The 23250-nt window shown below is 62.5% G+C and carries 24 protein-coding genes and 1 pseudogene; 12 read left to right on the top strand and 13 right to left on the bottom strand.

The window, feature by feature from the left end:
- Positions 1–202: 202 nt before the first annotated feature.
- Complete coding sequence (rho, locus tag QQL85_RS07155) at positions 203–1462, bottom strand: transcription termination factor Rho (RefSeq protein ID WP_003253661.1); 1260 nt, start codon at positions 1460–1462, stop codon at positions 203–205.
- 227 nt (positions 1463–1689) lie between these two features.
- Positions 1690–2016 carry a thioredoxin TrxA gene (gene trxA, locus QQL85_RS07160; protein ID WP_016712622.1) on the bottom strand — a complete coding sequence of 109 codons (327 nt, stop codon included), beginning with the start codon at positions 2014–2016 and terminating at the stop codon, positions 1690–1692.
- 255 nt (positions 2017–2271) lie between these two features.
- On the opposite strand from trxA, the gene ppx reads away from it, so the two are divergent.
- Positions 2272–3774 carry an exopolyphosphatase gene (gene ppx / locus QQL85_RS07165; RefSeq protein WP_284353030.1) on the top strand — a complete coding sequence of 501 codons (1503 nt, stop codon included), beginning with the start codon at positions 2272–2274 and terminating at the stop codon, positions 3772–3774.
- Here the strand turns inward: ppx and ppk1 are convergent.
- Positions 3761–6010, bottom strand: coding sequence for a polyphosphate kinase 1 (ppk1, locus tag QQL85_RS07170; RefSeq protein ID WP_284353029.1), 2250 nt, complete (start codon positions 6008–6010; stop codon positions 3761–3763). The genes ppx and ppk1 overlap by 14 nt on opposite strands.
- A gap of 213 nt (positions 6011–6223) precedes the next feature.
- Between ppk1 and QQL85_RS07175 the strand changes: the two genes are divergently transcribed.
- Positions 6224–6868 carry a DedA family protein gene (locus QQL85_RS07175; RefSeq protein WP_284353028.1) on the top strand — a complete coding sequence of 215 codons (645 nt, stop codon included), beginning with the start codon at positions 6224–6226 and terminating at the stop codon, positions 6866–6868.
- Positions 6869–7369: 501 nt separating this feature from the next.
- Here QQL85_RS07175 and QQL85_RS07180 read toward each other — a convergent pair.
- Positions 7370–7996 (bottom strand): annotated as a pseudogene (locus QQL85_RS07180) (sterol desaturase family protein); the annotation flags it as partial.
- 112 nt (positions 7997–8108) lie between these two features.
- Here QQL85_RS07180 and elbB point away from each other — a divergent pair.
- Complete coding sequence (gene elbB / locus QQL85_RS07185; RefSeq protein ID WP_284353027.1) at positions 8109–8768, top strand: isoprenoid biosynthesis glyoxalase ElbB; 660 nt, start codon at positions 8109–8111, stop codon at positions 8766–8768.
- 175 nt (positions 8769–8943) lie between these two features.
- Here elbB and QQL85_RS07190 read toward each other — a convergent pair whose 3' ends face one another.
- Positions 8944–9396 carry a YaiI/YqxD family protein gene (locus QQL85_RS07190; protein WP_284353026.1) on the bottom strand — a complete coding sequence of 151 codons (453 nt, stop codon included), beginning with the start codon at positions 9394–9396 and terminating at the stop codon, positions 8944–8946.
- Between the two features lie 169 nt (positions 9397–9565).
- Here QQL85_RS07190 and QQL85_RS07195 point away from each other — a divergent pair, with 169 nt between their 5' ends.
- Positions 9566–12415 carry a class I adenylate cyclase gene (locus QQL85_RS07195; protein ID WP_284353025.1) on the top strand — a complete coding sequence of 950 codons (2850 nt, stop codon included), beginning with the start codon at positions 9566–9568 and terminating at the stop codon, positions 12413–12415.
- A gap of 30 nt (positions 12416–12445) precedes the next feature.
- Here QQL85_RS07195 and rnk read toward each other — a convergent pair whose 3' ends face one another.
- The 3 genes from rnk to cyaY form a co-directional block, all read right to left on the bottom strand.
- Positions 12446–12856: a nucleoside diphosphate kinase regulator gene (rnk, locus tag QQL85_RS07200; protein WP_016712630.1), complete on the bottom strand. Its 411-nt coding sequence runs from the start codon at positions 12854–12856 to the stop codon at positions 12446–12448.
- A gap of 146 nt (positions 12857–13002) precedes the next feature.
- Positions 13003–13227 (bottom strand): DUF1289 domain-containing protein, encoded by a 225-nt coding sequence (locus QQL85_RS07205; protein WP_284353024.1) that lies wholly within the window; start codon positions 13225–13227, stop codon positions 13003–13005.
- Between the two features lies 1 nt (position 13228).
- Positions 13229–13561 (bottom strand): iron donor protein CyaY, encoded by a 333-nt coding sequence (gene cyaY / locus QQL85_RS07210; RefSeq protein WP_012274777.1) that lies wholly within the window; start codon positions 13559–13561, stop codon positions 13229–13231.
- 190 nt (positions 13562–13751) lie between these two features.
- Here cyaY and lptM point away from each other — a divergent pair, with 190 nt between their 5' ends.
- From lptM to QQL85_RS07240, 6 genes are read left to right on the top strand one after another with little or no spacing between them, the layout of a single operon-like run.
- A complete protein-coding gene (gene lptM / locus QQL85_RS07215; protein WP_284353023.1) occupies positions 13752–13964 on the top strand; it encodes an LPS translocon maturation chaperone LptM in 213 nt (70 codons plus the stop codon).
- Between the two features lie 9 nt (positions 13965–13973).
- Positions 13974–15221, top strand: coding sequence for a diaminopimelate decarboxylase (gene lysA / locus QQL85_RS07220; RefSeq protein ID WP_284353022.1), 1248 nt, complete (start codon positions 13974–13976; stop codon positions 15219–15221).
- Between the two features lie 4 nt (positions 15222–15225).
- Positions 15226–16056: a diaminopimelate epimerase gene (dapF, locus tag QQL85_RS07225; RefSeq protein ID WP_284353021.1), complete on the top strand. Its 831-nt coding sequence runs from the start codon at positions 15226–15228 to the stop codon at positions 16054–16056.
- A gap of 13 nt (positions 16057–16069) precedes the next feature.
- The gene (locus tag QQL85_RS07230; RefSeq protein WP_284353020.1) at positions 16070–16780 is read left to right on the top strand and encodes a DUF484 family protein; all 711 of its coding nucleotides are present in this window, start codon (positions 16070–16072) and stop codon (positions 16778–16780) included.
- On the top strand, positions 16780–17679 hold the full coding sequence (xerC, locus tag QQL85_RS07235) for a tyrosine recombinase XerC (RefSeq protein WP_284353019.1): 900 nt from the start codon (positions 16780–16782) through the stop codon (positions 17677–17679). Before QQL85_RS07230 ends, xerC begins: the two co-directional genes overlap by 1 nt.
- Positions 17676–18371, top strand: coding sequence for an HAD family hydrolase (locus tag QQL85_RS07240; RefSeq protein WP_284353018.1), 696 nt, complete (start codon positions 17676–17678; stop codon positions 18369–18371). Before xerC ends, QQL85_RS07240 begins: the two co-directional genes overlap by 4 nt.
- 109 nt (positions 18372–18480) lie before the next feature.
- On the opposite strand, the gene QQL85_RS07245 is transcribed toward QQL85_RS07240, so the two are convergent.
- The 5 genes from QQL85_RS07245 to glnK all read right to left on the bottom strand — a co-directional run bounded on the left by QQL85_RS07245 (position 18481) and on the right by glnK (position 22239).
- The gene (locus QQL85_RS07245) at positions 18481–18807 is read right to left on the bottom strand and encodes a hypothetical protein (RefSeq protein ID WP_284353017.1); all 327 of its coding nucleotides are present in this window, start codon (positions 18805–18807) and stop codon (positions 18481–18483) included.
- Positions 18808–18938: 131 nt separating this feature from the next.
- Complete coding sequence (locus QQL85_RS07250) at positions 18939–19613, bottom strand: hypothetical protein (RefSeq protein WP_284353016.1); 675 nt, start codon at positions 19611–19613, stop codon at positions 18939–18941.
- Positions 19614–19762: 149 nt separating this feature from the next.
- The gene (sutA, locus tag QQL85_RS07255) at positions 19763–20092 is read right to left on the bottom strand and encodes a transcriptional regulator SutA (protein ID WP_201207493.1); all 330 of its coding nucleotides are present in this window, start codon (positions 20090–20092) and stop codon (positions 19763–19765) included.
- A gap of 429 nt (positions 20093–20521) precedes the next feature.
- Complete coding sequence (locus QQL85_RS07260; protein ID WP_019096449.1) at positions 20522–21853, bottom strand: ammonium transporter; 1332 nt, start codon at positions 21851–21853, stop codon at positions 20522–20524.
- A gap of 47 nt (positions 21854–21900) precedes the next feature.
- A complete protein-coding gene (gene glnK / locus QQL85_RS07265; RefSeq protein WP_002555808.1) occupies positions 21901–22239 on the bottom strand; it encodes a P-II family nitrogen regulator in 339 nt (112 codons plus the stop codon).
- 372 nt (positions 22240–22611) lie between these two features.
- On the opposite strand from glnK, the gene QQL85_RS07270 reads away from it, so the two are divergent.
- Both QQL85_RS07270 and QQL85_RS07275 read left to right on the top strand, forming a co-directional pair.
- Positions 22612–22878, top strand: a complete 267-nt coding sequence (locus tag QQL85_RS07270) for an accessory factor UbiK family protein (RefSeq protein WP_284353015.1) — start codon at positions 22612–22614, stop codon at positions 22876–22878.
- Complete coding sequence (locus tag QQL85_RS07275; protein WP_284353014.1) at positions 22879–23232, top strand: gamma-glutamylcyclotransferase family protein; 354 nt, start codon at positions 22879–22881, stop codon at positions 23230–23232.
- The last annotated feature ends 18 nt before the right edge of the window (positions 23233–23250 follow it).

Below are 23250 nucleotides of genomic sequence, written 5' to 3' on the forward strand. Positions count from 1 at the left end.
ATGAGCCTCGTGTTGGCCGTATCGGTCGGGGGTGCAGAGTGTAGCGCCGTTCGGTCTTTGTTTGGGGGCAAAAATGCATTGGGGCCGCTTCGCAGCCCTTCGCGGGCAAGCCCGCTCCCACAAGGATCGCACTGACCCTGTGGGAGCGGGCTTGCCCGCGAAGGGGCGCGAAGCGGCCCCAATTACTGCCTGCTCGGGAAGCTTACTTGCGCTTCATCGACAAGAAGAACTCGTCGTTGGTCTTGGTCTGCTTGAGCTTGTCGACCAGGAACTCGATGGCGGCGATTTCGTCCATCGGGTGCAGCAGCTTGCGCAGGATCCACATGCGCTGCAGTTCGTCGTCGGCGGTCAGCAGCTCTTCGCGGCGGGTACCGGAACGGTTGATGTTGATGGCCGGGAACACACGCTTCTCGGCGATGCGGCGGTCCAGTGGCAGCTCCATGTTGCCGGTGCCCTTGAACTCTTCGTAGATCACTTCGTCCATCTTCGAGCCGGTTTCGACCAGCGCGGTGGCGATGATGGTCAGCGAGCCGCCTTCCTCGATGTTACGCGCAGCACCAAAGAAGCGCTTCGGCTTCTCCAGGGCGTGGGCGTCGACACCACCGGTCAGCACCTTGCCGGAGCTCGGGATCACGGTGTTGTAGGCACGCGCCAGACGGGTGATGGAGTCCAGCAGGATGACCACGTCCTTCTTGTGCTCGACCAGGCGCTTGGCCTTCTCGATCACCATTTCGGCAACCTGCACATGGCGGGTTGGCGGCTCGTCGAAGGTGGAGGCGACCACTTCGCCGCGCACGGTGCGCTGCATTTCGGTCACTTCTTCCGGGCGCTCGTCGATCAGCAGGACGATCAGGTGGCACTCGGGGTTGTTACGGGTGATGTTGGCCGCGATGTTTTGCAGCATGATCGTCTTGCCCGCTTTTGGCGGTGCAACGATCAGGCCACGCTGGCCTTTGCCGATCGGGGCGCACAGGTCGATGACACGACCGGTCAAGTCTTCGGTGGAGCCGTTACCGGCTTCCATCTTCAGGCGCTTGTTCGGGAACAGCGGCGTCAGGTTTTCGAAGAGGATCTTGTTCTTCGCGTTTTCCGGGCGGTCGAAGTTGATGGTGTCGACCTTCAGCAGGGCGAAGTAACGCTCCCCCTCCTTCGGTGGGCGGATCTTGCCGACGATGGTGTCGCCGGTACGCAGGTTGAAACGGCGGATCTGGCTGGGCGAGACGTAGATATCGTCTGGGCCGGCCAGGTAGGACGCATCAGCCGAACGCAGGAAACCGAAGCCATCCTGGAGAATCTCCAGCACGCCGTCACCCGAGATCTCTTCGCCGCTTTTCGCGTGCTTCTTCAGCAGGGCGAAAATCACGTCCTGTTTGCGCGAACGGGCCATGTTTTCGATGCCCATCTGTTCGGCCATTTCCAAAAGATCGGTAATCGGCTTTTGCTTGAGTTCAGTCAGGTTCATAAGGGGAGTGACGTAATCATGTAAGAAGGGAGAATTAAGCTTCTGGCTTAATGAGGCCGCGCCGCTAGATGGCGACAGGATCGCGTACTGATTCGAATTAGGGATGCTTCGGCGACGGCGTGTAGAGGGCACTGGAAAAGCAGTGCGAGGCCGAATGTAACACTTGCTTTTTTCTGCGTCTAGTGCTCTGAAAAAGAAAAGCCCCGCATTTGCGGGGCCTTTTCACATCACAGGTGGGCGTCGAGGAACGCGGCCAGCTGCGATTTGGACAGTGCACCAACCTTGGTGGCTTCGACGTTGCCGTTCTTGAACAGCATCAACGTCGGGATACCACGCACGCCGTGCTTGGCCGGCGTTTCCTGATTCTCGTCGATGTTCAGCTTGGCGACGGTCAGCTTGCCCTCGTAGGTGGCAGCGATGTCGTCCAGAACCGGAGCGATCATCTTGCATGGGCCGCACCATTCAGCCCAGTAGTCGACCAGCACCGGGCCTTGAGCCTGCAGTACATCGGCGTCGAAGCTGGCGTCGGTGACGTGTTTGATTTTGTCGCTCATGGAAATCTCCAAGGTCGTAAGCAATAAAAACGTTGCCCATCATAGCCGCCCCCGCCGCCTACAGGAAGCCACGGACGATTGAGTGTAACTATAGTTGTGCAAGACGCCGCGAATCGAAACTGTCACACAGCCGTCATAGAATCGAATGGCACATTGCCTTGCATCAAGGCCAGCACACCGGCTGCGTGTCACGCGTTGGCGACAGCCTGCTATCGTGGCACGATTGCCGGGTTAACGACCGAGAACAACCAGATCATGCCGCATACCATCGCGAAGAACCTGTCCCTGATCGCTGCCATCGACCTTGGCTCCAACAGTTTCCATATGGTCGTGGCCAAGGCCCACCATACCGAAATCCGCATTCTCGAGCGGCTCGGCGAGAAGGTTCAGCTGGCCGCCGGCATCGGCGAGGACCGCCTGCTTAGCGAAGAAGCCATGGAACGAGGCCTCGAATGCCTCAAGCGCTTCGCCCAGCTGATCAACGGCATGCCGGCTGGCGCCGTGCGCATCGTGGGCACCAACGCCCTGCGCGAAGCGCGCAACCGCAATGCATTCATCCAGCGTGCCGAAGCCATCCTTGGCCACCCGGTGGAGGTCATCTCCGGCCGTGAAGAGGCGCGCCTGATCTACCTGGGTGTGTCCCACACCCTGGCCGATACACCCGGCAAGCGCCTGGTGGCCGACATTGGCGGCGGCAGTACCGAGTTCATCATCGGCCAGCGCTTCGAGCCGCTGCTGCGCGAAAGCCTGCAGATGGGCTGCGTCAGCTTCACCCAGCGCTACTTCCGCGACGGCAAGATCACCCCGGCGCGCTATGCCCAGGCCTACACCGCCGCACGCCTGGAACTGATGAGCATCGAGCACGCCCTGCATCGCCTGACCTGGGATGAGGCCATCGGCTCGTCCGGCACCATTCGCGCCATCGGCGCCGCCATCAAGGCCGGCGGTCTGGGCAATGGTGAGGTCAACGCGGAGGGCCTGGCTTGGGTCAAGCGCAAGCTGTTCAAGCTGGGCGAGGTCGACAAGATCGACTTCGACGGTATCAAGCCGGACCGCCGCACCATCTTCCCGGCGGGCATGGCGATTCTCGAAGCAATCTTCGACGCCCTGGAACTGCAGCGCATGGACCACTGCGACGGCGCCCTGCGCGAAGGCGTGCTGTTCGACCTGCTGGGGCGCCACCACCACGAAGATGTGCGTGAGCGAACGCTCAATTCGCTGATGGAGCGCTACCATGTGGACCAGGGCCAGGCAGCGCGCGTCGAGCGCAAAGCCCTGCACGCCTTCGATCAAGTGGCTGACGCTTGGCAGCTGAAAGATGGAAACTGGCGCGATCTGCTGGGCTGGGCGGCGAAAGTGCACGAAGTCGGCCTCGATATCGCCCACTATCACTACCACAAGCACGGCGCCTACCTGATCGAGCACTCCGACCTGGCGGGCTTCTCCCGCGAGGACCAGCAGATGATGGCCTTGCTGGTGCGCGGCCACCGCCGCAACATCCCCAAGGACAAGTTCGCCGAGTTCGGCGATGAAGGCGTGCAACTGATCCGCCTGTGCGTGTTGCTGCGCTTCGCCATCCTGTTCCACCACATCCGCGGCAACCAGCAAATGCCAAAGGTGGAACTGAAGGCCGGCGACAACAGCCTGGATGTGGCCTTCCCGGAAGGCTGGCTGGAGCAGAACCAGCTGACCCAGGCCGACTTCGCCAACGAGGCGGAGTGGCTGGCCCGGGTCGGCTTCGTCCTCAGCGTACGTTGAGGAGCGGGTTGCTCAGGCGCTCCAGCAGGGTCGCCTGGGCACTGCGCGGGTTCTGGTTGCCCGTCGGGGTGATGCGCACATAGCGCCCGTCCGGCTGCAAAGTCCAGGCGTGGGTGTTGTCGGTCAGGTAGCCTTCCAGCTCCTTTTTCACCCGCAGCAACAGCTTCTTGCCCTCCACCGGGAAGCAAGTCTCGACACGCTTGTCGAGGTTGCGCTCCATCCAGTCGGCACTGGACAGGTAGATCTGCTCTTCGCCGCCATTGAGGAAGTAGAACACCCGCGTGTGCTCCAGGAAGCGGCCGATGATCGAGCGCACCTGGATATTGTGTGAAACCCCCGGAATGCCTGGGCGCAGGCAGCACATGCCACGCACCACCAGGTCGATCTTCACGCCCGACTGGCTGGCCTTGTACAGCGCCTTGATGACCTTGGCATCGGTCAGCGAGTTGAACTTGGCAATGATGTGCGCCGGTTTGCCTTCGAGGGCAAACTGGGTTTCCCGCGCGATCATGTCGAGCATGCCCTTCTTCAGGGTGAACGGCGCGTGCAGCAGCTTTTTCATGCGCAGGGTCTTGCCCATGCCGATCAGTTGGCTGAACAGCTTGCCGACGTCCTCGGTGAGGGCGTCGTCAGAGGTCAGCAGACTGTAGTCGGTGTACAGGCGGGCGTTACCGGCGTGGTAGTTGCCGGTACCCAGGTGCGCGTAACGCACGATCTCGCCCTGCTCGCGGCGCAGGATCAGCATCATCTTGGCGTGGGTCTTGAAGCCGACCACGCCGTAGATCACCACCGCACCGGCTGCTTGCAGGCGGCTGGCCATCTGCAGGTTGGACTCTTCGTCGAAGCGCGCGCGCAATTCGATCACCGCAGTGACCTCCTTGCCGTTACGCGCCGCGTCCACCAGGGCGTCGACGATTTCCGAGTTGGCCCCGGAGCGGTAAAGGGTCTGGCGTACGGCCAGCACATGCGGGTCCTTGGCGGCCTGGCGCAGCAGGTCGATCACCGGGGTGAAGGACTCGAACGGGTGCATCAGCAGGATGTCCTGCTTGCCGATCACACTGAAAATGTTGTCGGCGTTCACCAGCAGCTTGGGGATTGCCGGGGTGAACGGCGTGTATTGCAACTCCGGGTGGCTGTCCAGGCCGGTAATGCTGAACAGGCGGGTGAGGTTGACCGGGCCATTGACCTGGTACAGCTCGCTTTCACTGAGGCTGAACTGCTTGAGCAGGTAGTCCGACAGGTGTTTCGGGCAGGTGTCGGCCACTTCCAGGCGCACGGCATCGCCGTAACGGCGTGAGAACAGCTCGCCGCGCAGGGCACGGGCGAGGTCGTCGACCTCTTCGGAGTCCAGCGCCAGGTCGGCGTTACGGGTCAGGCGGAACTGGTAGCAGCCCTTCACCTTCATGCCCTGGAACAGGTCATCGGCATGCGCGTGGATCATCGACGACAGGAATACGTAGTTGGCGCCTGGCCCCCCCACCTCTTCCGGCACGCGGATAACCCGCGGCAGCAGGCGGGGAGCCGGGATGATCGCCAGGCCCGAGTCGCGGCCGAAGGCGTCGACACCTTCGAGCTCGACGATGAAGTTGAGGCTTTTGTTCACCAGCAGCGGGAACGGGTGCGTCGGGTCGAGGCCGATCGGGGTGATGATCGGGGCGATTTCGTCGCGGAAGTAGCGGCGCACCCAGGTCTTGAGCTTGGGCGTCCAGTAACGGCGGCGAATGAAGCGGATCTGGTGCTTTTCCAGCTCCGGCAACAGCACATCGTTGAGGATCGCGTACTGGCGTTCTACCTCGATATGCACCAGTTCGCTGATGCGTGCCAGCGCCTGGTGCGGCTGCAGGCCGTCCGCGCCGGCCTGTTCACGGGCGAAGTTGATCTGCTTCTTCAAGCCGGCAACGCGGATCTCGAAGAACTCGTCGAGGTTGCTGGAGAAGATCAACAGGAACTTGAGGCGTTCGAGCAGCGGGTAGTTCTCGTCCAGCGCCTGCTCCAGCACGCGGATGTTGAACTGCAACTGCGAGAGCTCGCGATGAATGTACAGGCTGCTGTCGTCCAGGCCAGGGACGGCGATTGCCGGGGCAGGCGCGGGCGCCGGGGCCACAGGCTCCGCCACCAGTTCCGCTGCAGGCTCAGGCTCGGGTGCCGGCGGCAGGTCTGGCGGGGTTTGCACCATCTCTTCTGGGAGCTCCTGGGCATCCTTGATCGCGACAGGGGTGAGCACTTCGTTATTCATCTGGCGTTCCTGAGGACGTTAACGCCCTATCATCAATTGAGCGGCAAGATAAGCGCCCATTATGACGCCTGTGTTACACGCCAGGGCAAGCCATAGCGCGTGGCCCCTGGCATTGTCAGAGTAGGGATTGTTCATGTCGAGACACATTTGGACACTTTCACGAATGCGCGCGAAGGGGTAGGCTTCGCGTTCATTTCGCCAGCACCTCAGAAAATGCTTCAACAATTCCTGCAGGATTTCGGCTACTTCGCCCTTTTTCTAGGCACCTTCTTCGAAGGCGAGACCATCTTGGTGCTTGCGGGTTTTCTTGCGTTCCGCGGTTACATGGACATCAACCTGGTGTGCCTGGTGGCGTTCTTCGGCAGCTACGCCGGCGACCAGCTGTGGTACTTCATGGGCCGCCGCCACGGGCGCAGGATTTTGGCGCGCAAGCCGCGCTGGCAGGCCATGGGTGACCGGGCGCTGGACCACATCCGTCGCCACCCCGACATCTGGGTGCTGAGCTTCCGCTTCGTGTATGGCCTGCGCACGGTCATGCCGGTGGCCATTGGGCTGTCTGGTTACCCGCCGCGCCGCTACCTGCTGCTCAACGGGATTGGCGCAGCCATCTGGGCAATAGCGCTGGGCGCGGCCGCGTATCATTTCGGCGCCATCCTCGAAGGCCTGCTGGGCAACGTGAAGCGTTACGAGCTATGGGTGCTCGGTGGCCTGCTGGGGCTGGGCGCCCTGCTGTGGCTGCGCCGGCGCTTCCGCACCCTGCGCGCGGAGCGCAAGGCGGCGAGCGAGGCCCAGGCTCCAGAGGCTGAGCAGGCTGTAGACCACGAACAGGACCCAGGCCAGCGGCGCGACCACCGCTAGGCCCAGTGCGCCAGCCAGGTACAGCGCCGGCGCATTCACCACCAGCCGCGTCAGTTCCAGGCGCGCAGCCCAGGGCCGGTTCTCCAGCAACGCGCCCAGCACGAACAAGCCAAACCCCATCAGCGACCAGCCGAGCACCAACGCAGCGACTGGCACGCGCTCGGCCACATCCATCAAGTAGCTGCCCAACGCCACATAAAGCACGAACTGCACCGCCACATAGGCCTGCTGGGCACGACCCAGGGCAATCTCGAACTTGCGAAACAGCGCCAGGTCCTGCTTGGCCTGCGGGTAGCGTGCGGCCACATCGGCCGGGCGCCAACCGGTGGGCATGAACCAGATGCGCAGCTTGTCCCACAGGCTTGTGGCGCGCCGGGCGTCATGCCAGAGCTGGGCATAGAACTGCAGGTTGGCCCACAGCGGGTTCCAGCTGGCCAGCGGCGTGGTCACCCCGAACACGACCGGTTCGGCCGGGTCTTCTTCTTTGAAGGTGCCGAACAGACGGTCCCAGAGAATGAACACGCCGCCGTAGTTGCGATCCAGATAAGCAGGGTTTTGCGCATGGTGGACACGATGGTTGGAGGGCGTGATCAACACCCACTCAAGCCAGCCAAGCTTGGGAATGTGCCGGGTATGCACCCAGAACTGGTACAGCAGGTTGAGCGATGCCACGGTGATGAATACCAATGGCGGCACGCCGAGCAGCGCCAGCGGCAAGTAGAACACCCACGAGAAGATGAAGCCGCTGCTGGTCTGGCGCAGCGCCGTGGTGAGGTTGTACTCCTCGCTCTGGTGATGCACCGAATGCGCGGCCCACAGCACGTTGCGCTCATGGCCCAGGCGGTGCAGCCAGTAGTAGCAGAAGTCGTACAGGACGAATGCCAGCAGCCACACCCACCAGGCCTCGGGCGGCAGGCGCACCAGCGACAGGTGTTCGAACGCCAGGGCATAGGTCACCAGCCCTACACCTTTGGTCAGCAACCCGGTGCTGGTCGACAACGCGCCGGTACTCAGGCTGTTGATCGAGTCGGCCAACGTGAAGTTGCGCTGGCCGCGCACACGGTCGGCCACCAGCTCCACGGCGATCAGCACGAAGAAGAACGGCACGGCCAGCAGTATCAGGTCCATGGGTACGGCCTCAGGCGGTATCCCTCAAGATTAGGCCGCGCTAGCAGCAACCCCTATGGCGACATCTGCCAAACTAGAGGACATTTAGCGCCTCGACTCAGGAGTAGTGAACATGACAAAAAAAGTAGCGGTGATTCTTTCCGGCTGTGGCGTGTATGACGGCGCCGAAATCCACGAAAGCGTGATCACCCTGCTGCGCCTCGACCAGCGCGGTGCGCAGGTGCAGTGCTTCGCACCGAACATTGCGCAGATGCATGTCATCAACCACCTGACCGGCGAAGAAATGCCGGAGTCGCGCAATGTGCTGGTGGAATCGGCGCGCATTGCGCGTGGCGAGGTCAAGGACATCCGCGAGGCCAAGGCCGATGACTTCGATGCGCTGATCGTGCCTGGCGGTTTTGGTGCGGCGAAGAACCTGTCCAACTTCGCCGTGGAAGGCGCCAACTGCACCGTCAACCCGGACGTACTGGCCCTGGCCGAAGCCTTTGCCGACGCCTGCAAGCCGGTAGGCCTGATCTGCATCTCGCCGGCGCTGGCGGCGAAGATCTATGGACCAGGCGTGGTCTGCACCATCGGCACCGACGCAGGCACTGCGGCGGCCGTGACGAAGATGGGCGGCACCCATGAAGAGTGCGATGTGCACGATATTGTCGAAGATACCCAGCGCAAGCTGGTGACGACACCGGCGTACATGGAGGCGAAGTCGATCAGCGAGGCGGCTGGCGGGATCTACAAGCTGGTGGACCGGGTGCTGGAACTCACACACGAGTAACCCGCAAGTATTACGCAAATCCCTGTGGGAGCGGGCAAGCCCGCGAAGCAGACACCGCGGTGGATGGCACGGGCTTCGCCCGTGTTCGCGGGCAAGCCCGCTCCCACAGGTACCGCGCAAGCTTCCAGTATTTGCAGAAGACAGTTAACCCACACCATGCCCTCGCAGGGTCGCCTCAGGGCTTGGATAGGCGGGCAATGATGCGGTCCAGCGCATTGGCAAACGCCTGCTTGTCGCGCTCACCATAGGCCGCCTGCCCTCCCCCCACCTGGCCCTGCTCACGCAGGTCGGTAAACAGGTTGCGCGCCGCCAGGCGGTCGCCCATGTTGCGTTCGTCGAATTCGCGCCCGCGCGGGTCCAGCGCCGCCACACCCTTTTTCACCAGGCGGTCAGCCAGCGGCACATCACTGCAGATCACCAGTTCGCCAGGCACGGCGTGCTCCACCAGGTAATCGTCGGCCGCATCCATGCCGCTGGGCACCACGATCAGCCGCACGATCGCGAACGCCGGCTTGGCCACGGCCTGGCCCGCCACCATCACCACTTCGAACTTGCGCTTGAGGGCGAACTTGACGATCAGATCCTTGGCCGCCTTGGGACAGGCGTCGGCATCGATCCATACACGCATCGGACTACTCTTCATGAATTCAAGACCCCCATCATGCCTCAAGCTCGGTGAAAACTGCAGCCGCCCGGCAAGCGCTGTAAAAATGGCGCCAATATTTCAATTGCCGCTTATCCGACCCCGCCACTCAGGCTAAACTCGCCACAGCTCCACTGGCCTGCCCGAGTGCGCAATGAACCACCCTCACGAAATCCGCCCCGACCTGGACGAAGGCATCGACCGCAAGGTCCTGGCGACGTTGCGTGCGCGCTTCCTGCGGCTGAACCAAGGGCGGCTGCAGCGGGCCATGGAAGGCCTGTCGACGCGCCAGCAACAGGTACTGACGCTGCTGCCGCTGCTGTTCCATGTGAACCATCCGTTGTTGCCGGGTTACGTCTCGGGCAGCACCCCGGCGGGCGTGTCGGGTTACGAGCCAAGCGCCGACCGGGTGGCCGAGGCCCAGCGCCTGGCGCGCTCGTTCACCTACAAGGCCCGCCATGGCAACCCGCCACGCCCGATCCACGGCCTGTTCCTGATGGGCAGCCTGGGCTCGCTGGCACAGGCCGAACACAGCGACATGGACCTGTGGGTGTGCCACGCGCCCGGCTTGCCTGAGCCGCTGCTGGATGAACTGCGCCGCAAGTGCCAATTGCTGGAAGATTGGGCAGCCAGCCTGGGCGCCGAGGCGCATTTCTTCCTGATCGACACGCAAGGCTTTGCACAGGGCCAGCGCGATGGCCAACTGGGCTCCGACGACTGCGGTACCACCCAGCACTACCTGCTGCTGGACGAGTTCTACCGCACTACCCTCTGGCTGGCCGGGCGCACGCCACTCTGGTGGCTGGTACCCGTCTATCAGGAACACAATTACCACGCCTACACCCAGACCTTGCTCACCAAGCGCTTCATCCGCAGCCAGGACGCGCTCGACCTCGGTAACCTGGCGCACATCCCTTCCGGTGAGTTCGTCGGTGCCGGCCTGTGGCAGTTGTTCAAGGGTATCGATTCACCCTATAAATCACTGCTCAAGCTACTGCTGACCGAGGCCTACGCCAGCGAGCACCCGGCCGTTAGCTGCCTGAGCCTGGACTACAAGCAGGCGGTGTTCGCCAACCAGCTCGACCTCGACGAGCTGGACCCGTATGTGATGGTCTACCGGCGCATCGAGCGCTACCTGCTGCAGCGGGGCGAACCCGCGCGTCTGGAACTGGTACGGCGCAGCCTGTACCTGAAGGTGAACAAGAAGCTCAGCGACCAAGGTCGCAGCCATGGCTGGCAACGCCGGCTGCTGCAGCGCCTGGCAGACGAGTGGGGCTGGGACGAACGTCAGTTGGCCCTGCTGGACAGCCGCAGCCAATGGAAAGTGCAGCAGGTCGCCGCCGAGCGCCGCGAACTGGTAGCCGAGCTGAACCATAGCTACCGCTTCCTCAGCGAGTTTGCGCGCACCCGCAACGCCAGCAGCCGCGCCGACCAGCGCGACCTCAATGTGCTGGGTCGGCGCCTGTACGCGGCCTTCGAGCGCCGCGCAGGCAAGGTCGAAGTGATCAACCCCGGCATCGCCCCGGACCTTGCCGAAGGCACCCTGACCCTGGTCCAGGCACCTAACCGCAAGGAACCTGGCAGCAACCACTGGGAGATTTACACCGGCAACCTGAATACCCATGAGGTAGAGCACTTCAGCCCGATCAAACGCTGTCGCGAGCTGCTTGAACTGCTGGCCTGGGCGCATCGCAATGGCGTGATCGACAGCAGCACGCGCCTGGCGCTGCACCCGGGTGTCAGCGACCTCACCGAGTACGAGCTGTCCAACCTGGTTGGCTGCCTGCAACACAGCATTGCGCTGCCCTTGCCGATTGTCAGCGAAGTGCGCCTGCTGCAACCCAGCGTCGCCGACGAGGTGCTGTTGCTGGTCAACGTCGCCGTCGACCCGCTGCGCCACCACCGCGACTTGAATATCCTGATGACCACCGAACGCACCGACGCCTTGAGCTATGCCGGCGTACGCGAGAACCTGGTGCTGACCCTGGACCAAGTCACCCTGAACAGCTGGAACGAGGTGCTGGTGCAGCGCTACGACGGCGAGCACGCGCTGGTGCGTTGCCTGCGCGACTTCCTCAACAGCCCGGTGCTGCGCGGCCACCGGCCACGGCTACGCGTGCGTTGCTTCTGCCAGAGCCGCGCCCAGGCCATCGGCCAGCGCGTGGAGGAAATTTTCGACACCGTGCAGCTATTGCTGGACCAGGGCCTGAACCACCGCTACCTGCTGCAAGTGGCCCAGCACACCCATGTTCTGGAGCTGCTACCCGGGCATGTCAGCCTGACGACCCTGGCCGAGCAGGATGCGCTGCTGGGTCACCTGGGCGAGGAACGCAGTGCCTACAGCCCGCTGTACCTGGATGCCAATGCGTTGCAAGACCACGACCTGCGCCTGGTACTGGAGCAAGGCCGCCCAGCGTGCATCCAGGTGTTCTATCGCCTGCAAGGTGGCTGGGCCGACCTGTATGTGCTGGATGAATACAATGCCCTGTGGCAACAACGCCTGCCCTTGCATGACGAATCCCACCTGTTGCTGCCACTGCAGCGCTTCCTGCGTTCGGTGGTGATGCGCCGCGATGCCCGGTTACCGCTGGACAGCCAGCGCGCAACCTCACTGGACATCCACTACGCACAGCTGTTGCCGGCCGGGACAGGCAAGGCGCGCAGCATCGAGCCATGCCTGGCCCCGGTCGAGGGCATCGACCAGCCTTACTACGAGGTGCAGGCCATCATCCAGGCCGGTGTCGCGGGGGCGGCGCATGTGACGCTGTACTGTGGCCAGCAAGAATTTTCCGAGCTGGAGCATGGTGAACAGCTGTATGCGGTGGTGGCCAGGCAGATCATCGGGCAACGACGCGGTGCCGGACAGTACCGGTGCTACATCACCGACCTGGATTTGTCCGAGCTGCTGGATGACCGGCTGGGGGCGACGCAGGTGTACCTGAGCTACAAGCGGGTGCTGGAGCAGGCGTTGAATGAGGGGCTGGAGCAGGTACTGAGGGAATGACCGGGGGCTGCTTTGCAGCCCCCTCAGGTCTTACAGGTCGAAATCGCCCGCCGCTTCCGGCTGGTATTCCACTTCCAGCAGTTTCAGCTTGAGGGTCTTGCCGCCCGGTGCCGGCCAGTCGATCTGCTCGCCCACCGACAGCCCCAGCAAGGCGCAACCAATCGGCGCCAAAATCGAGACCTTGCCTTCCGGCCCGGCATCCTTCGGGTACACCAGGGTCAGGTGGTAATCCTTGCCACTGGCTTCCTCACGGCAGTGCACGCGGGAGTTCATGGTCACCACGCCTGCCGGCACTTCCTCGTGACCCACCACCTGCTCGGCGCGGTCCAGCTCGTCCTGCAGGGCGAGCACACCCGGCGTACTCTCGTCGAGGCTGTCGATCAGACGCTCCAGACGCTGTACGTCCAATCGGGTGAGGATGAGGGAAGGCTTGGTGCTCATGATCCAGTCAGACTCCTTTGAACAGGCAGTTTTCAGTGTGCAGATAAAGCAAAACCCCGCCCAAGGGCGGGGTTTGAGAAGGCTTTGGCGTCACCGACGCAGAACCCGACACTACCACAGCCGGGTAAATACTCAAGCCCCTGCGCTCAGTGTGCCTTAGCCTGCTCGCGCAAGGCCTGGGCTTGGCGGCAGATCTGCCGACGCCGTTCGTCATCGGCCGAGCGCCATTCGCGAATGTGCTCGACATGCCGGTGGCAGCCGGTGCACACCCGCTGTTCATCCAGCCGACATACGCTGATGCAAGGCGAAGGCACGGCAGGGCTGACGTTGCTGAAGAGCGGTTTAGGTGGCCGGGCCTGGGCGCTGCTCATGTCAGATCTCGTCGAAGTCCAGCTTTTCGCCGGCCCGCTCCCAGACGATGCGCTCAAGCATTTCGCCCAGCAGCTCTTCGCTCTTCTCGCACACCCACTTCTTGCTCTCTTCGTCGTAGTCGAAGTGGAAACCACCGGAACGGTCGGCCAGCCACAGCTGGCGCAGCGGCTCCTGGCGGCTGAAGATCAGCTGGGCGCCGCCTTCGAACTTGACGGTGAGGACACCGGCGGAGTTCTCCATGTCCAGGTCCATGCCGCTCTCGTCGAACAGGTCTTCCAGGGCCTGTTGGGTCGCGTCGACCAGATCATGGAAACGCGCTTCACTCAAACTCATTGCAGGAACCTCGAAATTGGCTGCGTTACAGGCAAGCCGGGCAAGATACGGGCGCTGGGCGCCGAATGCAAAGTTTAGCCATTGAAGGCGCCAAGAATAGCCCGCCCGGCGGACTGGCCCTTGCATAGGCAAGCCGCCGGTCGCTCGGTATACTCGGGCGCAATACTGCATTTTTCTAAGGATTTCACCCATGAAGCGCCTGATTTCCTCCTTCGCGGCGCTGGTCGCTGTTGCCTGCCTCGTTTCGGCCTGCGGCCAGAAAGGCCCGCTGTATCTGCCTGAAGACGGCGATAATGGCAAAGCGCACAAGGCGCACCAGCACCAGCCAAAAGCCAAGCCGGCCCCCGCGCAAGCGCAGCAGCCCGAGCTGCAGTCCGAGCCCGAGCAATCGCCAGCGCAGTAAGGAAACCAGATGAACGCTTTCAACTACCGCGACGGTGAGCTGTTCGCGGAAGGCGTGGCCCTGTCGGCTATCGCCGAACAGTTCGGCACCCCGACCTATGTGTATTCGCGCGCCCACATCGAGGCCCAGTACCGCAGCTATACCGACGCCCTGCAAGGCACCGAGCACCTGGTGTGCTTCGCGGTCAAGGCCAACTCCAACCTTGGCGTGCTGAACGTGCTGGCGCGCCTGGGCGCAGGTTTCGACATTGTCTCCGGCGGAGAGCTGGAGCGCGTACTGGCCGCTGGCGGGCGCGCTGACCGCGTGGTGTTCTCCGGCGTCGGCAAAACCCGCGAAGACATGCGCCGTGCCCTGGACGTCGGTGTGCACTGCTTCAACGTCGAGTCCACCGACGAGCTGGAGCGCCTGCAAGTGGTGGCCGCCGAGATGGGCAAGGTGGCCCCGGTCTCGCTGCGGGTCAACCCGGACGTCGACGCCGGTACCCACCCGTACATCTCCACCGGCCTCAAAGAAAACAAGTTCGGCATCGCCATCGCCGACGCCGAGGCCATCTATGTGCGCGCCGCGCAGCTGCCGAACCTGGAAGTGGTCGGTGTCGACTGCCACATCGGTTCGCAGCTGACCACCGTCGAGCCTTTCCTCGATGCTCTCGACCGCCTGCTGGACCTGGTCGATCGCCTCGCCGACTGCGGCATCCACCTGCGCCATCTGGACCTGGGTGGCGGCGTTGGCGTGCGCTACCGCGATGAAGAACCACCGCTGGTGGCCGACTACATCAAGGCCATCCGCGAGCGTGTAGGCAAGCGCGACCTGGCCCTGGTGTTCGAGCCAGGCCGCTACATCGTGGCCAACGCCGGCGTGCTGCTGACCCGCGTGGAATACCTCAAGCACACCGAACACAAAGACTTCGCCATCATCGATGCGGCCATGAACGACCTGATCCGACCAGCCCTGTACCAGGCGTGGATGGGTGTCAGCGCGGTAACGCCCCGCGAGGGCGAAGGCCGTGCCTACGACCTGGTCGGACCGATCTGCGAGACCGGCGACTTCCTGGGCAAGGACCGCGTGCTGAACCTGGCCGAAGGCGATCTGCTGGCCGTAGCGTCTGCGGGCGCCTATGGTTTTGTCATGAGCTCCAACTACAACACGCGTGGCCGTTGCGCTGAAATCCTGGTCGACGGCGACCAGGCGTTCGAAGTACGCCGCCGCGAGACCATCGCCGAACTGTACGCTGGCGAAAGCCTGCTGCCGGAGTAAGCCCATGCTACTGCGTTTTACCAAGATGCATGGGCTGGGCAACGACTTCATGGTCCTCGACCTGGTCAGCCAGCACGCGCACATCCAGCCCAAGCACGCCAAGCAATGGGGTGACCGCCACACCGGTATCGGCTTCGACCAGTTGCTGATCGTCGAGGCACCGAACAACCCGGAAGTGGACTTCCGCTACCGCATTTTCAACGCCGACGGCTCCGAAGTGGAGCAGTGCGGCAACGGTGCGCGTTGCTTCGCCCGCTTCGTGTTGGACAAGCGCCTGACCGCGAAAAAGCGCATTCGTGTGGAAACCAAGAGCGGCATCATCGTGCTGGACGTGCAGAACGACGGCCAGGTGAGTGTCGACATGGGCCCACCGCGCTTCAACCCTGCCGAAATCCCCTTCGTCGCTGACGAGCAGGCGCTGAACTATCCACTGGAAGTCGACGGCCAGCTGCATTCGATCGCCGCCGTGTCCATGGGTAACCCGCACGCCGTGCTGCGCGTCGACGACGTGCATACTGCCCCCGTGCATGAACTGGGCCCGAAGATCGAAAACCACCCACGCTTCCCGCAGCGGGTGAATGCCGGCTTCATCCAGGTCATCGACCGCCACCGCGCCAACCTGCGCGTGTGGGAGCGCGGCGCGGGCGAAACCCAGGCCTGCGGTACCGGCGCCTGCGCCGCAGCCGTGGCGGCGATCAGCCAAGGCTGGATGGACTCCCCGGTGTCCCTCGACCTGCCCGGCGGGCGCCTGCACATCGAATGGGCTGGCCCCGGCAAGCCTGTGTTGATGACCGGCCCGGCCGTACGCGTCTACGAAGGACAGGTTCGTCTCTAAGCGAGTAACCGCCATGACCGATCAGCCCCAGGTTGTACCCCAGCAGTCCGCCGAGCTCGATGCCGAAGCGGTGGTCGCCTACCTGCGCGCCCACCCCACCTTCTTCGCCGAGCACGACGAGTTGCTGCTCGAACAGCGCATCCCCCACCAGCGTGGCGACAGCGTGTCGCTGGTGGAGCGCCAGCTCAAACTGCTGCGTGACCGCAACATCGAGATGCGCCATCGCCTGTCGCAACTGATGGACGTGGCCCGCGACAACGACCGGCTGTTCGACAAGACCCGCCGGCTGATCCTCGACCTGCTCGATGCCGGCAGCCTGGAAGAAGTGGTGATGGCTGTCGAAGACAGCCTGCGCCAGGAGTTCCAGGTGCCCTTCGTCAGCCTGATCCTGTTCGGTGACAACATCGCGCCGGTTGGGCGCTGGGTCAGCAATGCCGAGGCGCAACAGGCCATCGGTGCCCTGCTGGGCGGTGGCAAGACGGTCAGTGGCAACCTGCGCGAACACGAGCTGGCTTTCCTGTTCGGTGAGGAACAGCGCCGAGAAGTAGGCTCCAGCGCCGTGGCCGCCCTTGAGTACCAAGGGCTGCATGGGGTGCTGGCAATCGGCAGCCGCGACCCGCAACACTACAAGAGCAGCGTCGGCACCCTGTTCCTCGGCTACATTGCCGAGGTGCTGGGCCGCGTTGTACCACGCGTTACCCAGACCCTGCGCTCGGTACGCTGATGGAACGCCAGCTGGAGGCTTATTGCGCACACCTGCGCAACGAGCGCCAGGTATCGGAGCACACATTGCTGGGCTACCGTCGCGACCTGGACAAGGTCATGGCCTACTGCAAGGAACACGGCATTGCCGAATGGCAGGCGCTGCAGATCCAGCCGTTGCGCCAGCTGATCGCCCGCCTGCACCACCACGGCCAGTCCTCGCGCAGCCTGGCGCGGCTACTTTCAGCGGTACGTGGCCTGTACCGCTACCTCATCCGCGAAGGCTTGTGCCAGCACGATCCGGCTACCAGTCTGAGCGCGCCCAAGGGTGAACGACGGCTGCCCAAGGTGCTGGACACCGACCGCGCCCAGCAGTTGCTCGAGGGTGGCGTCGACGACGACTTCTTCGCCCGCCGTGACCACGCCATCCTGGAGCTGCTCTACTCGTCGGGCCTGCGGCTGTCCGAGCTGACCAACCTCGACCTCGATCACCTCGACCTCGCCGCCGGCCTGGTGCAAGTGCTGGGCAAAGGCGGCAAGGCGCGCGTACTGCCAGTGGGGCGCAAGGCCCGCGAGGCGTTGCAGGCCTGGTACCGCCTGCGCGGCATCGGCAACCCGCGCGATCGCGCGGTGTTCATCACCCGCCAGGGCAACCGCATCAGCCCTCGGGACGTTCGGCGACGGGTGAAGGCTGCCGGCGAACGCGAGCTGGGCCAGCACCTGCACCCTCACATGCTTCGCCATTCCTTCGCCAGCCATATACTGGAATCGTCTCAGGACCTGCGCGCGGTGCAAGAGCTGCTCGGCCATGCCGACATCAGCACCACCCAGATCTACACCCACCTGGACTTCCAGCATCTGGCCGCGGTGTACGACAGCGCCCACCCTCGGGCCAAACGCAGCAAAGGCACAGACTCATGAGCATCAAGCTGATCACCTTCGACCTTGACGACACCCTGTGGGACACCGCGCCGGTCATTGCCAGTGCAGAAGTCGTGCTGCGCGACTGGCTGGAAGCCAACGCCCCGATCCTGGGCGGCGTGCCGGTGGAGCACTTGTTCGCCATCCGCGAGCGCCTGGTGCAGGCCGAGCCCGGCCTCAAGCACCGCATCAGCGCGCTGCGCCGACGGGTGCTGTTCCATGCCCTGGAAGAGGTCGGCTATAGCGAGAAACACGCGCAGGCGCTGGCCAACGAAGGCTTTGAAGTGTTCCTGCATGCTCGCCACCAGGTGGAGATCTTCCCCGAGGTGCAGCCGGTATTGGAGATATTGCGCCATCACTACACCCTGGGCGTGGTCACCAACGGCAATGCCGATGTGAGCCGGTTGGGGCTGGCGGACTACTTCCGCTTTGCCCTGTGCGCCGAGGACCTCGGCATCGGCAAGCCGGACCCGGCACCCTTCCTGGAAGCCCTGCGCCGTGGTGAGGCGGACGCCAGCGCGGCGGTGCACATTGGCGATCACCCCGGCGATGACATCGCCGGCGCCCAGCGCGCCGGGCTGCGGGCCGTGTGGTTCAACCCGCAAGGCAAGGCCTGGACAGGTGAGCAGGCACCGGATGCCGAGATCCAGCGGCTGTCGCAGTTGCCCGACATCCTCGCGCGCTGGCGCTGACAGGGGCCGCGTTGCGGCCCATTCGCGGGCAAGCCCGCGAAGAGGCCTGCACAGGCAGTACAAATCTGACAGGCACAATAAAACTCGCAGCGACTGCGGGCCGCTTTGCTCAACCGCCAGCAAACCTGCGAAGCATTTTTTGACGACGCAACAACCGCATCAACATGCCGCCTTTGATGAACTCTGAAGTAACAATCAAACCGAGCATCAACCACGGGTTGTAGTCAGTTACCAAACTGGCCCAAACCAACAACACCGAAAGCGACGGCACAGCGAACAGCAGCCTCCAAGGTATTTGTGCTAACCCAACATAGATTCCCGCTTTTCGGGCGCGCAGCAAAAGCACACTGCTGAAAATGATCGACGCCTGCAAACCTACATTGATCACCATCAGCGCGACGGTGAGCAAGCCTTGCTCGCTCCAAATGCCCAGCATGTTCTGCAGGTCCGTAACTACCGGGAAGTGTCCACGCCGAATATTACCTACGACGTATAGCAGTAGGTAAAGGGCATCCAGTCCTCCCCAAAACCTCAATACCCAGCCCTCTGCTTTTCGTCCAGAAGGCATCATTTCTTTTCTCGGTGTTCATAGGTTTCAAACGGAAGAGCGGGTTGCCAGTGCCAAGACTTTCCACTGATCTGCCACTTGTCCTCCCCCTCGAAGTACCGTTGCGTGATAGCCCGTAACTCGCCATAGCTATGAATGACTGATCGCGATGCCAAATGATCATCGTGGCCATCAAGGGGTACCCACTGCTGAGTCACGACACGCGAGGTGTTGTCATAATCCTTGCCTTCAGAACCGAAAAGACGCCCCTCGTCACCTAGCGAACCCAGGCGGTTCTGCAAAATGGCAAATGTATTCTTCAACCCGGCATAATCGATGTCGATGGTGCGCCATTTACCGGGGCCTCTTTCGTTTTCAGCCTGCCTGTTGCTCTGCTCAGGTATAGGGAAGCATTGCGCCTCACCTAAATGGCCATCCAGCCTCATCGGCCTGAATGGATGGCTAGTCAAAAACAGCCACCTGCCATCCCTGATCTCTTTTAATAGCCTCTCTAGGTCTCGCTCAGAGAGCGCTCGCCCGAAAGTGATGCCGCAATCCTCCAAAAACTCAGTCTTGCCTTGCAAGTATTCCCAGCTTGAGAGCGCGCGCCTTACTTTCCCCTCAGCAAAAAAAGGGTCTTCCACCCTGAGCAAGTCTTCCTTGCAAAGCTCGCGACGACGAACCAATTTGTCCATAAATCCTCCAGGCTTGAAGCGTGATGCTTGCCTGGCGGCGCAAATAAGATCTATCAGATGCGTCCTTTTTTCTTGTGGGAAATTTCTCCAATTTTCCAGCACCCACAAAAAAGCCCGCAGCGACGGCGGGCTTTTTTGCGATCAGCCACTCAGATAGGGCGGCTGCCGTACTTGTTGTCCGGCTTCTTGGGCGGGTCGGCGACCACGTTGGCCTCGACTTCCTGCACCTTGCCACCGCGAGAAAGGAATTCCTCCATCGCCTTGGCCAGTGCATCACGCTCTTTCTGCTTGGCTTCCATGCTCGGCATCTCGTCTACCGAGACGGCCGCCTTGGATTTGCCCTTGGCAGCGGGTGCCGGGCTGCTGTCGTCATCGCCAGCGTCTTCGGCGCCGTCGTCAGCCGCCGCTTCCAGGCCTTCATCACCCTCGTCTTCGTCGCCTACTTCGAGGTCGTCGTTTTCCAGATCGTCGTCGCTCATGTTCTACCTCATGACTTGCGAAAAGCAGGTTAGTTATAGACCAGTGCAGCCGTAGACCGGCAGCCACCAGTGAAAATTCAACTGGCCGTGGGTTAGGCCACTGCCCTTGGGTCGGCGCTCCTGATGGGAGGCGGCACCCAGCAGGCCCTGCTCCTGGCAGGACCTGACAAATCCATTAGCCCCTGCTGGCCACACGCTATTGGCAAGCCTAGCAAAGGCTGGAGAAGCGTGTGGACTTCACGTCAAACACCCTTCGGCGCGCATTCTAGCGCGCCCGTGGAAAAAGCAAAGCTCCATAAACGCCCTACGACTTGTAAGTTTTTTACCTACGTCGCGAACGTGCCGAATAAACCGTTTGCCGTGCGCGAAATGCTAAAAATCTGGCAAAAAAATGCCCGGCAAGCCGGGCAAGTTTTTACAGCGTCGCAGTTACAGGTTGTAGCCGCGTTCGTTGTGTTGAGCCAGGTCGAGGCCGACCGACTCTTCTTCTTCGTTGACCCGCAGGCCCATCACCACATCCAGCACCTTGAGGATCACATAGGTGACGATGGCGGTGTAGACCACGGTGAAGATCACGCCTTTGGCCTGGATCCAGACCTGCATGCCGATGTCGGTGACGGCGCCGAAGCCGCCCAGCGCCGGGGCCGCGAACACGCCGGTGAGGATGGCACCGATGATGCCGCCGATACCGTGCACGCCGAAGGCATCAAGCGAGTCGTCATAGCCCAGCTTGCGCTTGAGGGTGGTGGCGCAGAAGTAGCAGATCACACCCGAAGCCAAGCCGATCACCAGAGCGCCCATCGGGCCCACGGTGCCTGCAGCCGGGGTGATGGCGACCAGACCGGCAACCACACCCGAGGCGATGCCCAGAGCGCTTGGTTTACCGTGACCGATCCACTCGGCGAACATCCAGCCCAGTGCCGCAGCAGCGGTGGCGATCTGGGTGACCAGCATGGCCATGCCGGCAGTGCCGTTGGCAGCAGCTGCGGAGCCTGCGTTGAAGCCGAACCAGCCGATCCACAGCATGGCCGCGCCCATCAGGGTGTAGCCCAGGTTGTGCGGGGCCATCGGGGTGGTCGGGTAGCCCTTGCGCTTGCCCAGCACCAGGCAGCAGACCAGGCCTGCGATACCGGCGTTGATGTGCACCACGGTGCCGCCCGCGAAGTCCAGTACGCCCCAGTCCCACATCAGTGCACCGTCACCGCTCCACACCATGTGCGCGATCGGCGCATACACCAGGGTGAACCAGATGCCCATGAACACCAGCATCGCGGAGAACTTCATGCGCTCGGCGAAGGCACCCACGATCAGCGCCGGGGTGATGATGGCAAAGGTCATCTGGAAGGTGATGAACACCGCTTCAGGGAACAGCGCGGTGGCCGACGTCAGGTTCTCGGGCGTGACGCCGCTGAGGAAGGCCTTGGAGAAGCCGCCGACGAAGGAGTTGAAGTTGAGCACGCCCTTTTCCATACCGGTGGTATCGAAGGCCATGCTGTAGCCGTAGACGACCCAGAGAATGCTCATCAGGCCGGTGATTGCAAAGCACTGCATCATCACCGACAGCACGTTCTTGGAACGCACCATGCCGCCATAGAACAGGGCCAGGCCCGGGATAGTCATGAACAGCACCAGCGCCGTTGCAGTCAGCATCCAGGCGGTGTCGCCGGAGTTCAGCGCTGGGGCAGCTTCCTCTGCCAGGGCAAGCCCGGGCATTACGAGGGACAATAGGGCTCCTAGCCCTGCGATCTTACGCAGAGTCATGTTGTTTTCTCCTGGGGCTTTGGGTTTGGTGAGGCTTTTTTTGCTGCTTAGATCGCGTCGGTATCGGTTTCGCCGGTACGGATGCGGATCGCCTGCTCCAGATTCACCACGAAAATCTTGCCGTCACCGATCTTGCCGGTGTTGGCTGCCTTGGTGATGGCTTCGATTACCCGATCAAGGTCCTTGTCATCGATGGCAACATCGATCTTCACCTTGGGCAGGAAATCGACCACATATTCAGCACCGCGATACAGCTCGGTGTGGCCTTTCTGCCGACCGAAGCCTTTGACTTCGGTGACCGTGATGCCCTGCACGCCGATTTCCGACAGTGACTCGCGCACGTCGTCCAGCTTGAACGGCTTGATGATGGCTGTGACTAGCTTCATGAAACTCTCTCCCGATTTGGTGGACTTGCCCCAGGAAAACAAACCCGTCTCAAGTCTAAGCGCAGCGCTTGGCTTTGTAACGCGTCGTCGGCATCCGTCTCCGCGTGCGCACTGCCTGGTCACAAGGAACTGCATCAGTGCATGGCTCGTACAGGTCTTTGCAGAAACCTTGCCAGTTCCATCAAAGCACCGGAAAACAGTGGGTTATGTGATTTTGTCGGGATTGGCCAGTCGCCAGCATGGAAAACATGCACAATTTCGGTGCGCACCGGCACGGCGCATTGCGCGAAAAACGTGCAATGCCGCGAACCCAAGCGGCACAATCGCCCGTGCTACACTGCCGGCCATTTCTCAGTTTCAGTGGACTGCCCCATGCTCGCGCCCAAAGCCCTTCTCGATGCCCTGAGCGACCAGGCCTCGCGTCTGTTCAGCGGCGATACCGCCCAGCCCCGCGCAGAGCTGGAAAGCCAGTTCAAGGTGCTGATGCAAGGTGCGTTCAGCAAGCTGGACCTGGTCAGCCGCGATGAATTCGACAGCCAGATGGTCGTGCTGGCGCGCACCCGCGCACGCCTCGAGGCCCTGGAAAAGCAAGTAGCCGAGCTGGAAGCACGGCTGAACCCGACCCCACAGGGTGAGTGAATGCAGCCCTCCAGCGCCTACCCGGTACTGCTGTTTTCCTACGGCACCTTGCAGGACAAGGCCGTGCAGCTGGCCAACTTCGGCCGTGAGCTGAACGGCCAGGCCGACCGCATGCCGGGTTACCGCCAGGACTGGGTCGAGATCACCGACCCGGCCGTGCTGGCAACCAGCGGCAAGGCCCATCATCCCATCGTTACCCCCAGCAGCCAGGCCGATGACAGCGTGACCGGCATGGTCTTCCAGATCAGCGAAGAAGAGCTGGCGGCGGCGGACCGCTATGAAGTCGCCGACTACAAGCGCGTCGCCGTCACCCTCGCCTCGGGCCTGACCGCCTGGGTTTATGTGCGCGCCTGAATCCCTCTGGCGCGGGTA

Source organism: Pseudomonas putida (genome assembly GCF_030159595.1).
Classification (GTDB): Bacteria; Pseudomonadota; Gammaproteobacteria; order Pseudomonadales; family Pseudomonadaceae; genus Aquipseudomonas; species Aquipseudomonas putida_AC.